Source organism: Thioalkalivibrio sp. ALMg11 (assembly GCF_000377905.1).
GTDB lineage: Bacteria > Pseudomonadota > Gammaproteobacteria > Ectothiorhodospirales > Ectothiorhodospiraceae > Thioalkalivibrio.
Genome location: NZ_KB898881.1, coordinates 1 through 13,639, shown reverse-complemented (window position 1 = coordinate 13,639; position 13,639 = coordinate 1). Strand labels below are relative to the sequence as shown.

11 protein-coding genes are annotated in these 13,639 nt (G+C 65.9%); 8 read left to right on the top strand and 3 right to left on the bottom strand.

What is annotated here, in order from left to right; genetic code table 11:
* Position 1 precedes the first annotated feature (1 nt).
* The 3 genes from D578_RS0114000 to D578_RS0113990 all read right to left on the bottom strand — a co-directional run bounded on the left by D578_RS0114000 (position 2) and on the right by D578_RS0113990 (position 4,031).
* Positions 2-1,477 (bottom strand): TIGR03016 family PEP-CTERM system-associated outer membrane protein, encoded by a 1,476-nt coding sequence (locus D578_RS0114000; protein WP_026289364.1) that lies wholly within the window; start codon positions 1,475-1,477, stop codon positions 2-4.
* A gap of 22 nt (positions 1,478-1,499) precedes the next feature.
* Positions 1,500-2,396 carry an XrtA-associated tyrosine autokinase gene (locus D578_RS0113995; RefSeq protein WP_018950555.1) on the bottom strand — a complete coding sequence of 299 codons (897 nt, stop codon included), beginning with the start codon at positions 2,394-2,396 and terminating at the stop codon, positions 1,500-1,502.
* 114 nt (positions 2,397-2,510) lie between these two features.
* Positions 2,511-4,031 (bottom strand): XrtA system polysaccharide chain length determinant, encoded by a 1,521-nt coding sequence (locus D578_RS0113990; RefSeq protein ID WP_018950554.1) that lies wholly within the window; start codon positions 4,029-4,031, stop codon positions 2,511-2,513.
* 366 nt (positions 4,032-4,397) lie between these two features.
* On the opposite strand from D578_RS0113990, the gene D578_RS0113985 reads away from it, so the two are divergent.
* The 8 genes from D578_RS0113985 to D578_RS0113950 form a co-directional block, all read left to right on the top strand.
* The gene (locus D578_RS0113985; RefSeq protein ID WP_018950553.1) at positions 4,398-4,970 is read left to right on the top strand and encodes a PilZ domain-containing protein; all 573 of its coding nucleotides are present in this window, start codon (positions 4,398-4,400) and stop codon (positions 4,968-4,970) included.
* 128 nt (positions 4,971-5,098) lie between these two features.
* Entirely contained in the window at positions 5,099-5,815 is a 717-nt protein-coding gene (locus D578_RS0113980; protein WP_018950552.1) for an acyl-homoserine-lactone synthase, read from the top strand.
* Between the two features lie 2 nt (positions 5,816-5,817).
* The gene (locus tag D578_RS0113975) at positions 5,818-6,693 is read left to right on the top strand and encodes a PEP-CTERM/exosortase system-associated acyltransferase (RefSeq protein ID WP_018950551.1); all 876 of its coding nucleotides are present in this window, start codon (positions 5,818-5,820) and stop codon (positions 6,691-6,693) included.
* Positions 6,690-7,592 (top strand): ThiF family adenylyltransferase, encoded by a 903-nt coding sequence (locus tag D578_RS0113970; protein WP_018950550.1) that lies wholly within the window; start codon positions 6,690-6,692, stop codon positions 7,590-7,592. Before D578_RS0113975 ends, D578_RS0113970 begins: the two co-directional genes overlap by 4 nt.
* Before the next feature lie 4 nt (positions 7,593-7,596).
* Positions 7,597-8,412 (top strand): outer membrane lipoprotein-sorting protein, encoded by an 816-nt coding sequence (locus D578_RS0113965; RefSeq protein WP_018950549.1) that lies wholly within the window; start codon positions 7,597-7,599, stop codon positions 8,410-8,412.
* A complete protein-coding gene (locus tag D578_RS0113960) occupies positions 8,390-10,063 on the top strand; it encodes a hypothetical protein (protein WP_026289363.1) in 1,674 nt (557 codons plus the stop codon). The genes D578_RS0113965 and D578_RS0113960 overlap by 23 nt, the downstream gene beginning before the upstream one ends.
* Positions 10,063-12,321, top strand: a complete 2,259-nt coding sequence (locus D578_RS0113955) for an RND family transporter (protein WP_018950547.1) — start codon at positions 10,063-10,065, stop codon at positions 12,319-12,321. Before D578_RS0113960 ends, D578_RS0113955 begins: the two co-directional genes overlap by 1 nt.
* Positions 12,322-12,807: 486 nt before the next feature.
* The coding region (locus D578_RS0113950) for a hypothetical protein (protein ID WP_042798481.1) at positions 12,808-13,639 on the top strand (832 nt) is incomplete at its 3' end.

The following is a 13,639-nucleotide window of genomic DNA, read 5'->3' as shown; positions in this document are numbered from 1 at the left end:
CTCAGAACTCCTTGGTCAGCGTGCCGATGATCGCGTTCTCGCGATACTCGTTGGCCGCGGTGTTCGAATTCCGGCGCTGGTGCCGGACGGCCAGGCTCGCGGTGGTGTCCGGGGTCAGCTGACGGCTGACACTGGCACGCAGGTACCAGAGGTCGTCCTCGCGATCGCTGTCGGCGAAATCGGTCCGGGTGACGCCGGTGCTCACCAGGGACGTCGTACGCGGGCCGTACCGCCATTGCCAGAAGGCATTGGCCCCGCGCTGGGTCCGGTTGTCCTCGAACAGGCCGAACTGGGTCTGGGTCTCGGATTCACGCTCGGTCTGCACCAGATTGATCCCGAACACGCTGCGGCCGGTGTCATAGCTCCAGCCCGCACGCCAGCTACGGGTGAAGTAGTAGCCCTCGACGAGGGCCTCGTCGCCCAGGTCCGGATTCAGGGCGAACAGGAAGATCTCCTCCAGGGTGTAGCTCTCCAGCAACTCGCCGATGGTCATGAACTGTGCATCCTCCGCCAGCTGGGCAAAGGGTCCCTGACGGCGCTGCCGGGTCGAGCTCACCCCCTCGTCGTAGCTGAGGCGGTAGGTCGCGCGGCGACTGCTATGACTTACGGACAGCGAACGATCCTTGCCAAAATAGCGCTCGCCGTAACGCGCCTCGATATTGGTGGCCCGCGTCGGGGCCCAGCCTGCGCCGACCTGCCAAAAGCCGCCGTCATCGTCTTCGCGGGTCGTCGCGTAGTTATTGAAGTCCTCGCCCACCACGCCGAACAGACGCAGGGACCGCCCGAAACGATAGCCGAGCGTCCCGCTGACCTGCCCGAACTCGCCCTCCAGGCCATTGTCGAAGCGCTCCTCCTCGTAGAACCCGGCGACCTGCCAGAACGGGCGGTTGAAGGCAGCCCCACTGTTGAGGACGTATTCGCCCCGGTGGTAGTCGCTGTCCTGGCGATTGCTCTGGTGGTACAGGGTCGCGCCATAGGTGTAGCGGACCTCCTGCGTGGCGAAACTGCCGTAGCGAGTCCGCAGCATCGGCGAGACGCTTAAGGAGGTGGTCTCCTGCAGGTTTCCGCGCGGGGTACTGCCACTGATGCCCACCGGGTCGAGGATCGATGCCACCTGCTCGGAACGCGAGGCCCCGACATTGACAAAGAAGGTGTCGTCCACCAGTTCCCAGTTGCTGCGCCCGCGCAGGGTGTGAGTCGTGCGGCCCTCGAACGGGTCGTCGGCATTAAAGCGCGAGTTCATGCGGTAATCGATACGGGTGTCGCTGCGCGCACCATCCCCGCGCAGGGTAAACCCGGGGCTGATGGTCACGATCAGGTCCGCTTTCTCCTGGCCTCGCGGGGCCAGGCGGACATTGTCGGTCACCTCGGCCGACACCGTGACCCGCGGGGTCAACGTCCACTCGACGGCCAGCGCACTGCCGGGCGATGCCAGCGCGACCACGGCCGTGCCGACCAGCCACCAGCGGGCCGGCAACTGCCGCCCCTGGCGCTGGAAGCTAGCGGGCCGAGGTGCCGGCGACATGATCACGCTCGATGCCATAGTAGCTACCCCCGTAATATTGACCACCGATGCCGATACCGGGCGTCGCGCGGTTGAGCGAGGTGAGCACGACGCCGCAGGAATCCAGCTGATGCATGGCGCGCTCCACCGTGCTCGCCGGGGTGCGATCCGCCTCCACTACCATCACGACCTGCCCCATGTGAGTCGCCAGGACACCCGGCTCGCTGGTGGCCAGCAAGGGTGGGGAATCGAACAGAATGATGCGGTCCTCGTACCGGTCATGCAGGTCATCGACCAGATCCCGCATCACGTCGCTCGCCAGGATCTCGGTCGAACGTCCGTGAGGGCGACCTGCGGGCAAAATGGTCAGGTTTTCCACATTGGTGCGCAGGAGGACATCGGGGATCTGGATATCGGGTTCGCTGAGGACATCCATCAGCCCGAGATCGGCACTGAAACCGAGGGTGCGGGGGATGGCCGGTCGCGATACATCGGCATCCACCAGCAACACGGTGCGTTCCAGCTCCATCGCCATGCTCAGGGCCAGATTCACGCTGGTGAAGGTCTTGCCCTCCCCCGGCAGGGAGCTGGTGATCATGATCAGCCGGCCCTTGGGCACGCGCATCGCGGCATGACGCCCGAATGCATTGTTCAGCAGGGGGCGTTTCATCATGCGGAACTCTTCCGCCACGCTGGAACGCTGATCCCCCGGAACGATGAGCCCCTGCTTGCGCAGCCAGGCAAAATCGATGCTGACTTCCTGCGACACCGGCTCTCGCCAGCGTTCGGGCTCGCGCTCGGCGGCTTCGGGGGCGGCCGCCTGTTCGGCCGTTTCTTCATGGACCGGCGGACGCGCCCGGTTCTTGTCCAGTGCCTTCTCGATAATGCTCATTATGCTGTCAGCCCCTTGCCGGCAACCGACTCCGTCGAGTCGGCCGGTTCCCTGAAAGATAGTCGGCACGCCCCGGATTGCCGGGGCATCCCATCCCGCACCTGCGCGGTGCCGTCATCGCAACAGCCCCAGGAGATCGTCCAGAACGGCTTCCGATCCGGTCGCGTAAAGTCCCATAACCACGGCATATACCAGCACCAGCGTCCCCAATGCGGCGGTGAACACCATCAGCTCGGACAACCGGCGATGGCGGCTCATCGGCGTACGCACCCGCGAGACACTGCCCAGAACCGGCCGGCCCGTAACCGCCGCCAGCTGCTGGCTGCTACTGATCGTTCGGCGCAGCTGCGACAGCAGGAACGCAAAGCCGGTGCCCGCACCCAGACCGACCAGGAGTACTGCCGTGGCCAGCATGGGTCGATCCGGCGAGGCCGGCGCCGTGGGCTGACGCGGCGGCTCGAGCACACGGAAGTCGACCGCGTCGGTCTGGCTCTCGACGGCCCCCGACATCACCGCCTGCTCGCGACGATCCTGCAACTGGCGATAGGAGTTGCGCATGACGTCGTAATTGCGGGTCAAGGATGTCAGCTCGGACTCCACCGCCGGTGCGCGATCCACGTCGCCCTCCAGCCGCGCAACCCGGTCCTCGAACTCGGCGATCCGAGTGGTCAGCGACGCGATCTCGCTTTCGGTTTCGCCGATGGCGTTTTGCAGCGCCTCGTTTCCGCTACCCGGGCGCTGGATGGCCTGCGGGTTCCGCGCCTCTTGTTCACGACGCGCCTCGAGCTCCTCCAGAATGCGCCGTGACGAGACCAAATCCGGGTGCTCGTCGGTGTAGTGCAGACGCATCGAATCGATGCTTTCCTGCAGGTCGCTGATACGCCGATCCAGCTCCGCGTTTTCGTAACTCCCCGGTCCGCTTCCGGCTCGCCGCTGGAGGGTTTGCAACCGACTCTGCGCCTCCCGCTCTTGCAGGCGCGCCTGCTGCAGCTGGTCACGGGTGCGCTCCAGACGCGAGTAAAAGTTTCCGTCGCCGCTGAGGAAGCGCGCATTGTCGCGCTTGAACTCCTCGATCTTGGCCTCCTTCTCCTGCAGCTGCTGCTCGTAGTTATCGAGCTGGCGCTCGATGAACTGCTGCGAGGTGGTGAGATCGAGGCGCGAGTCGCCCATGCCGCGGGCCATGAACAGGTCAACCGTCTCGCGAACCACGCGATAGGCCACCTCGGGGTTTCCGTGACGGAAATTCACGCTGTAGATGTTGTCGCGCTCGCCGACGTCCAACGTCAGCCGTGCGCGCAGCAACGCTACCTGGGCATCCAGGTTGGAGTTTCCGGTCAGTACGTCGAGATCACTCTCGCGGGCGATCTCCTCGAGGTTGTCACGACTGAACAGGGTGCGGGTGATCATGCGCAGGCGCTGCTCGGTATTCGGGCGCACCGTCATCCCGCGCAGCAGCGGATCCAGAACCGACTGGGTATTCACATAGACCCGGGCATCCGCCTGATAGGTATCCGGCAGGTTGTGGGCATAGGCCCAGCCGCCGAGAGAGATCAGCCAGGCAATGGGCAGGATCCACCAGCGTTTGCGCCAGGTGGCCCGGACATGTTGCCAGAGTTCTTGAACGATCTTTTCCATACAACCCAGCTTCCCGCCGACCGCACCGGCGCCTGGTAGCGCCCGCGGGCCGATCTGCTAACAAATACCTGCCCCCCCGGACGCGCCTGCGTTGCGCCGGGACCCCCCGGCTCGACACCGGCGTGCCGGTGAGGCCGGGTTGGGAGAAATCCCAGGTTCATTGAAGTGGGTTTGCCAGGGACTGTCCACAGATGTCGGGATTGTTTACAGCTGGCGAACTGACGGGCACATCACGGCGCAGGCTACTCGCGCGAGGGTGAGCGAATCCCTGTCGTTTCTGTGTACTGGTACAGAGTTTGCTGCTGGGCACACAGGGTAGAGTTTCACAACTGCAGCGGCCCCTGCACCGACCATCAAGGATCGCTGATGAGTCACGAAAAGTTGGCACTGGAACTCGCGGACTTCTGGTTCCCGGCAATCGCAAACGAGACGTGGGATAAACGCCTCCGCATCCTCGACGAGATCCATGGCCAGCTATACCAGGACCTGGAAACCGCCGGGGAGTACGAACAGGTCTCCGCCAGCTTCGTCGCGGCGTTGATCGACCGGCTGGGGTCGCCCCCGATCACCCATCCGGCACAGGCACGGATCTACGCCGGATCGGCGGAGGAGCAGCATTGGAGTGCAGCCATCGCGTGGCAGTTCGGAGAGGGACAAGAGGCCGACGAGGCCGCACGCGAGCAGAGGGAACGACGGCGCTGGCCGCGCGAGGCGGTCAACCTGCGCACGGAAATGTGGGTCCAGGGACGGCCAGCTCGCTGTCGACTGGTGGATGTCTCGCGCTCCGGCGCGCGCGTCATGCCGCTGCTCTACGAGCCGCGGCTGCCGCCCGGGACCGCTATCCGGGTAATAGTGCCGGATGGCGGCGCGCGTGACGGCGTCGTTGTGTTTTCCAGTCCACGGGGGGTCGGGCTGCAGTTCGCGAATGCCGCTGCCTGAAACGAGCGGCTACCAATCTCCGACCATTGGGAGCAAACAGATGAATCACTGGATGGCCATTCAGACCGAAATCGCAAAAGCGACCCCGCAACCGCTCGTCGCGTCCGATTTCGGACGCGCCCTTTCAGATGGGTAGCCCCGGCCGGATCCGCGCCTACCTCGCCCGTTCGGAGACCGCTCGACGCATCCATTACCGGCTGCGTTACGAGGTGTACTGCCGTGAAACCGGGTTCGAACCCGCCGAGCAGCACCCGGAAGGAATCGAGCGCGACGCCTACGACGAGCATGCCGAACACTTCCTGATCGGCCACGAGGGTCGCCCGCCGGAAAAGCGCTGGGTCGGCGCGATGCGCCTGATCCTCCCGGGCAAGCAGCCCCTGCCGACCACGGCGAACTGCCGACTGTTCCCGGAGGTGGAGGCCGATGCCGATGTTCCGGCAGTGGAGGTTTCGCGCCTGATCGTGCGCGGGGCTTCGCCCGAGGTGCTTTATCACTTGTGTCAGGCGTCGCAGGAATACGCGCGACGGCATGGATACGCGCGCATGTTCTTTCTGGTACGCCCGGCGCTCGCCCGACTGCTGCGGTGTCATGGCCTGCCCGTCGAGGTATGTGGCGCGCCGCACCGGCATCGCGGCACACGCGTACCCTGCCTGGCGTACACGGACGAAGCGGGCGAGGCCCTGAAGGCCTGGCGGCAGCGATTGCAGCTTCCGGCACTTTCGGAAGTTCCACACTACACTGCATGGGAGAGTCCCGGACCGGAATGCACGCCGCGCCATGCGGATGCTCCCGAGCCATGGGGTCCGCCCTCGGATACGGCGGGGCTTGCAGTAGGAGGGAACTAGTCGTGGAAAACGACTCGGTGGTGAGTGCATTCAATCGGTACTTCGACCTCTCCACGCGTACCGGGCAAAGCCTGGAGGAGATCCAGCATCTTCGCTATCAGGTGTACTGCAAGGAGTTCGGCTTTGAGCGCGAGGAAGACTGCCCGGGGCACAAGGAGATCGACGAGTACGATACCCAGGCCTGGCACTGCCTGCTGGAGCACAAGCCCAGCGCCATGGCGGCCGGATGCGTTCGAGTGGTCCATGTCGACGCCCATGATTCGATCACGCAATTGCCGATGGAACGCCATTGCAGCGAGAGCTTTTTCGACAGCGCCTGGCGTCCCGACCGGCTGGACCGCGACAACATTTGCGAGGTATCCCGCCTCGCCGTCCACGGCATGTTCCGGCGGCGCCATGGCGAGGCCGCCACACCGTTCGGCGACATCGAGGCACTGGAAATCTCGCCCGACCAGGTTCGCGTATTCCCGATCCTGGCGGTCAGCCTGTTCGTGGCCGCCACCCTCCTCTGCGTGCACCACCGCAAGCAGCATGCCTTTGCCATGATGGAGCCAGCACTCGCCCGCATCCTGCGGCACACCGGACTCGAGTTCACCCAAATCGGCGAGATGGTGCACTATCACGGCAAGCGTGCGGCGTTCTATATCGATTCCGGGGAGGCGTACGAAAGCATCCGGCGATCCAGTGCGCTGAGCGAGCTGTGCCGGCACGTGGAGTCGACCCTGCTGCGCAGACCACATCCACTCCCCACCGCGATGCCGATGAAGGCCATCCGGCCACGCGCTGCCCCCATGCGCCCCGCAGGCTTGCCGGCCGGGCGGACGTGGCGCCCGCAACCAACGAGACCTGAAAATGGATACCACGGGTTGAGGAATTGAGTTCCGCCTTCGACTACCAGACGGCATTCGCTCGCACCGTCGGCTGGGTGACCGCCAGCGAACTGCAGCGGATGCGCGGGGCGCGGATTGCGATCGCCGGCCTGGGCGGTGTTGGCGGTGCTCATCTGCTGACACTCGTGCGCCTCGGGGTAGGCCGTTTCCGGATTGCCGATCCGGATATCTTCGAACTGCACAACATGAACCGTCAGGTCGGGGCGGCCCTGTCGCGCCTGGACCGTCCCAAGGTCGAGGTGCTGGAGGAGATGGCCCGGGACATCAACCCGGAACTCGAGATCGACGCCTTTCCGCAGGGCGTACACCCGGACAATCTGGATGCGTTCCTCGCCGACGTGGACGTCTATGTCGATGGCCTCGACTTCTTCGCCTTCGACATCCGGCGCCGGGTATTCGCGGCCTGCGCCGAACGCGGCATCCCTGCCGTCACGGTGGCGCCCCTCGGTATGGGGGCGGCGCTCCTGAATTTCCGTCCCGGCGGGATGAGCTTCGATGCCTACTTCGACCTGCACGACGACCTGGACGACGAAGAGCTGGCGCTGCGCTTCATGATCGGCCTGGCACCTTCCATGCTGCAGATGGGCTACCTGGCCGACCCCGCGGCCGTCGACCTGGCCGCGCGACGCGGACCCTCCACCCCCATGGCCTGTGACCTGTGCGCCGGGGTGATGGGCACCGAGGTTCTCAAGCTGCTGCTGGGCCGCGGCCGGCTAACCTGGGCCCCCCGGGGCGTGCATTTCGACGCCTATAGCCAGCGTCTCGCGCGGACCTGGCGCCCCGGCGGCAACCGCAATCCGCTCCATCGCCTGCTGATCCGCATGGCCCGCAGGCAGCTGCACGCCCAGCGCGCCCGGCAGCGGGCGGCAACCTCGGGAGTACAATGACGCCATGAAGAACCGGATCGCCATGCTCGTCGGTACCGCCCTGCTGCTGTCTGCCGGCACCCTGCCCTCCGCGGCCCTGGCCGAAGAAAGTGCGGCCCGCGAGCTGGCTCGCGCGGTACACGAGCGCCCGGACGGCGACGACGCCATCACCCGCGGGATCATGACGCTGACCGGGGGCGGCCGCCGCGAGCGGGTGCGCGAAAGCTACGAATACCGTCTTGAAGGCGAAGAACCCGGTGCAAGCCAAAACCTGATCCGCTTTACCTCGCCGCGCAACATCGCCGACACGGCCATCCTGATCCACAACCACCCGGGCAACGACGTGGACCAGTGGCTCTATCTCCCCGCCATCCAGCGCGAGCGCCGCATCAGCAGCGAGAACCGGGGTGGCAGCTTCGTACAGTCCGAACTCTATTTCGAGGACCTGGAAGACCGCGAACCACACAAGGACCACCATCGCATCCTGGGCGAGGACACCTACGAAGGAACGCCCGTCACCATCCTCGAGAGCATTCCCGTGGACAGCGGCAACTCCGTCTACAGCAAGCGCGTCAGCTGGGTCCACAAAGAGACCATGCTCCCGCTGCGAATCGACCTGTACGAAGGAGGCGACGAACCCGGAAAACGCCTGGAAGTACAGCGGATCGAGGACATCCAGGGCTACTGGACGGTAATCCGCAGCACCATGACCGATCTTGCCAGCGACCGCACCACCATCCTCGAGGTCGAGGACGTGACCTACAACAGCGGCCTGCCGAGCGAGTTGTTCACCATCCGCGGCCTTTCGGACCCGAGCCTTGCGCGCCCCCATCGTCCATGAGGCCCACCCGCAGGGGCGGCGGTGCGCGGCGATACTCGCCGCGCTGCTGGTGCTGGCACCCCTGCCGGCGGCGGCCGCGTCTGCGGACTCCTACACTGTCCAGTCGGGTGACAATCTCTCGGTCGTAGCCAATCGGCTGCGCCCCGATCCATCCAGCAGTCTCCCGCGAACGATGGAGGCGCTGTATGCCCACAACCCGCATGCCTTCTCCGGCGGGCCGGAAAACCTGAAGGTGGGCGCCGTTCTGCAGATCCCCGATACGGTCGGCCAGCAGGCCACAGCGGTCAGCACCCCCACGCAATCCCGCGCGGTCGCGACCGCCAGTACCGACGACGGCGCGCGGCGCGCGTTTGTCTTTGGCGAGGAGCAAGAGGAAGACGCGGACCCACAAGACGAGGCGTTCGCCCCGGCCTGGGACATCCGCGTGGATGACGCGGCGATCGAACTGGGCGCCCTGGGCACCTCCGACCGCCCGGTGGACTACGTGCAATACGGTCGCGGCGTGGTCAGCGCCCGCCGCGACCTGAACGAGGCCTGGGACCTGCGCCTGGGCGCCCGCCTCGATGTCCGGCTGCAGCAGGGCGGCGATCGCCCGGACCTCGCGCGCGTTCGCGGGGACTACGACGAGACCTACCTGCGCTACAACGGCGATCGCCTGCGTTTCACCGCCGGAGCGCAAAAGATCCTGTGGGGACGGGTGGACGAAATCCCGCCCACCGACCGCCTCGCAACCCGTGACCTCACGCGGTTCGCCCTCGACGACCTCGCCGACCGCCGGCGCGCCAGCCCGGCCCTGCGGCTGGAATGGTTCCAGGGCCCCTGGCATGCCGACATGGTTTTTCTGCCGCTGTTCCGGGCCGCCGAGCTGCCTCACCGCGACAGCCTGTGGCACCCGGTCGACCGTACGCGCGGGCGCCTGCTGGGCGTGCCCGACCAGCCCGGACTGGCGCCCCTGATCCGCGCGGCGGAAGTGGACGACGACGTCTCCGGCACCGGGGGCGGGGGCGTCCGCCTCGCGCGCACCGGACGCGGCATCGACTTCGCACTGACCGCCCAGAGGGCCCGTCATTCGGAGCCCTACTACCGCCTGGACGATGCCACCCGGCAAGCGGTCCTTGCCGGCACCACGCCCGAATCCACTCCGGTACTGGAGGCAGTGCATCCGCGCACCTGGGTGCTGGGCGGGGATGCCGCCCTCGCCACCGGGGCCTGGACCTGGCGCGCCGAGGCCGCCTGGCTCAGCGACGTCCCGGTCACCCGGTCGAACGACCTGGCCATGGACACGGCACGCGGCCTCGACTGGGTCGTCGGGCTCGAGGGCTTCCCCGGTGACGGGGACTTCCGCATGACCACCCAGCTCGCCGGCCAGCACTTGCTGAATGCGGGCGACATCCTCGACAACCGGGATGCCTACTTCCTTACCGGCGAGCTCGAGAGCCCGTTTCGTGACCACGCATGGCGCGCCCGCCTGCGCTATTCCGTCGGGCTCGACCAGCGCGACATCTACCTGAATCCGGAACTCGCATGGATCGCGCGCGAGCCCATGGAGTTCTATATCGGCCTGCACTGGCTGGACGGCCGGGAAGGCACGGCCGGGGGCTTCTACCGCGATAACCGCATGCTGGTCACCGGATGGCGGGGTCAATTCTGATGCAGTGGCTTCGGGGGCGACCACTGCTGGCACTGGGCATCCTGGCCCTGCTGATCCTCCTGCCCGGTCCCATCCTGCTACAGGTCAATCTGGACAACGCACCCGAATCCTATTTCCCCGAGGACGCAGCGGCCGTCACCTTCGATCGTGAACTGCGCGAACGCTTCCCCCAGGACCAGGTGCTGGTCGGCCTGTTCACCGGAAGCGATCTGTTCGAGAAGGACTTCCTGGAACGCATCGATGCGCTGGCACGGGACATGGAGGCCGACCCCGCCGTCGAACGGGTGCTGTCGGTCACCACCCTGGATCACATCCGGGCGACGGCGGACGGGTTCACGGTGGACCGCCTGGTGGACGCCCAGGCACTGGACGAGCGCTCCCCGGAACAATGGCGCGAGCGGGTGCTGCGCGATCGCTTTGCCCCCGGCCTGGTGGCTGGCGCTGGAGGCGAGGCGCTCGCCGTGATCGTGCGTCCGCATGCCCTCGACAACAGCCTGCAACGCCTGCAGCTGGAACGCCTGCTGCGCGACCGGATCGGCGAACACGACCTGGAAGACGAGCTGGCGGCCATTGCCGGACATATTGCGCTGGATGTCGCCCAGCTCCGGGCGATGGTCAAGGACCTCGCCTTGCTGATCCCGGGCACCATGACCGTGGGCCTGCTGCTGCTCTGGTGGCTCTTCCGCCGCCCTTTGGTGGTCGTGCTGTCCGCAGCCACCATCAGTGCAGTGACCGGTCCCGCGATCGCCCTGCTCATCCTGCTCGACCGCCCGTTCACCCTGATCTCCGCCATCCTGCCGCCGTTGCTGACCGCGCTCACCGTGGCGATGCTGATGCACTTCTTCAACGCCATGCTGCATGCCGCACAACGCGGCCACCGCGGCCGCGCGCGTGTGGAGGTGGCGCTGGCCGCCGTGGCCCGGCCCACCTGGTTCATGGCACTGACCACCGCGGCGGGGCTCGCCTCGCTACAGGTCAGCAGCATCCGGCCAATCGAGACCTTCGGCCTGATCGGCGCCTTCGGCGTACTCATCGCCGCCGCGATCGTGCTGCTGCTGCTGCCCGCGATCATGGGGCGCTGGGACCGCGGCGACTGGCTCACGCCCAAGCGCGGATTGCTCCTGCTCGACCGCGTGACCACGCTGGCGGCGCATTTGGCGATCCGCCGGGCCGGCTGGGTGCTGCTGGCCGCGGCCATCCTGCTGGCACTGGCGATCCCGCAAATCCGGCACGTCGAGGTCGAGACCGATCTGTACGCCTTCTTCGACGACAACCACTCGATTACCCAGGCCACCCGCGCGGTGGAGAGCGAACTCTCCGGGGTGATGGCACTGGAGGTGGTGTTCGACGGCCCGGACTGGGACAGCCTCCAGGATCCGGGCCGACTGCAGGCGATCCAGCGCGTACAACACTGGCTGGACCAGCGACCAGAGGTCGACTACAGCCTGTCCCTGCCGGACCTGGTCGCGGAAATGCACTGGGCCTTCAATGAGGAAGACCCGGACTACCGCCGGATCCCCGACGACCCGAACCTGGTCGCCCAGTACCTGTTCATCTACGACGGGCGCGACCTGTTCGATGCCGTCGACCGCGACTTCGAACGCAGCCGCATCCTGCTCAACCTGAACGCGCACGGGGCCCGCGCCATCAACGACCTGATGGACGACCTGCGCGGGTATCTGGAGGCCAACCCGCCAGCCGACCTCGAATGGGACATGGCCGGAATGGCAAGGCTGTTTGCGGACCAGGAGCGCCTGCTGATTCAGGGCCAGCTCCACAGCCTGTTTGCCGTGGCCGCGATGATCACGCTGCTGATGCTGCTGATGTGGCGCTCCGTTCCCCTGACCATCCTCAGCATGATCCCCAACCTGGCACCAGTGGCGATGATCTTTGCCCTGATGGGCCTGCTGGGCATCTGGCTGGACATGGCGACGGCCATGATTGCCAGTGTCGCCATCGGGATCGCCGTGGACGACACCATTCACGTACTGCACAACTACCGCCAGCGCCGCGGTCGTGGCAGCCCGGTTGCCTGGGCACTCGCGCGTAGCTTTCGCCGCAGTGGCCGCGCGATCACCGCCAGCACCATCGTGCTGGTAGGCCAGTTCCTGCTGCTGGCCATGTCCGACTTCGAACCGACCCGCGCCTTTGGCCTGCTCACCGCCTTCGGGCTGATCGCAGCCCTGCTGTTCGACCTGCTGGTACTCCCCGCCATGCTGGTCGTCGCGCATCGACTGTCGCGGGCGCGCACGGCCTGACCCCATCGCTCCCCGCGAGGCGCGACCGGTCCTTCGGTGTTCGCGCGCCCCCGCCCATCACCACTCCCCCTCCCAATCGGCCCGTCGCCCCGGTCCTTTGCCGACCCCGGGGCCTCCCGTGGCCCGTTGTCGATAGGCTTTACAAGAAGCCATTGCCCACAGGTCGCTGATTTTATGAAACTTGTTTTCCATGGGCCCCTGCCCGTCGGCCTGAAGCCCCGAACCCACGCCAGCCTTCGTCGACCCCCTTTACAGTTCCGCCCCGGGATCGCGGGCAAACCACCAGCATGCGGCGGCGAATCCAAAACCCGCCGCCAAGCCCCTAAAATCTCTCTTTCAAAAACAATGGGTTGTGAACGATTAATTCTCGAGGCCGAAATTGGCACGACATCTGCTTTGTAACAACTGCGACAGCAACAGACTCGGCCACCAGGCCAAACCCCGGCGATGGTTGAATCGCTTTAAATTGAGTATCAGGAGAATCCCTTGAACGCGAAAAAAGTACTTCTTTCTTCGCTCTGCGTCGGCATTTTCGCCGCAGGTGCGAGTACCGCGACAGCGGAGGTGATCGACTTCGACATGAACCTCGACGCCACCGCGGACTACAGCGGCTCGGTCGAAAACGTCCGCCGGATCCAGTTCGACCTGAACACCCAGACCTTCCAGTACATTCAGGACCCGAACAACCCGGTTCAGGTCGGCGATGTGTTCTATGACCGCGGATACGGCGACGCCACGTCCTACCGGACCTCCACCAACGCGGCCGCGCCCCAGTCCGGCGACATCCTCGGTAACGACTACTCCATGGGGCTCCTCTGGGACCAACTCCGCGGCGTGGTAACCGGCACCGATACGGTCGGCGGCAATTACGTGGTCAACGCCAATTACACCGCGGTGGGCACCGACAACTTCCAGCTGTTCATGTCCGGCGTGACGCCCGGTTTCGGTCAGGACTATGAAGCGGCGGCGGCACACTACACCGCCGGCGAACAGATCATGGAGTTGGCCCTGAAGTCCGGGAACAGCATCCTGGAATTCCAGAGCCAGGGCGGGGCCTTCATCGAAGGGACCTTCACCTTCGAATTCCAGGTGGTGGACGTACTGCCGGGCTTCTGGTTCACCAGCGACGGCATCGACTTCGCCGACCTGATCATGGACGAGGAAGGCGCCCCGACCTTCCAGGTCACGGCCTTCGCCAGCGCCGGCACCATCCAGGAACCGCCGCCGGAGACCTTCTTCGGTGAAGATGCCAACAACGTGTACGGCGACACCCAGGAAGGCCAGTCCCTGTTCAGCGAAACCCAGTCCACCCACGATG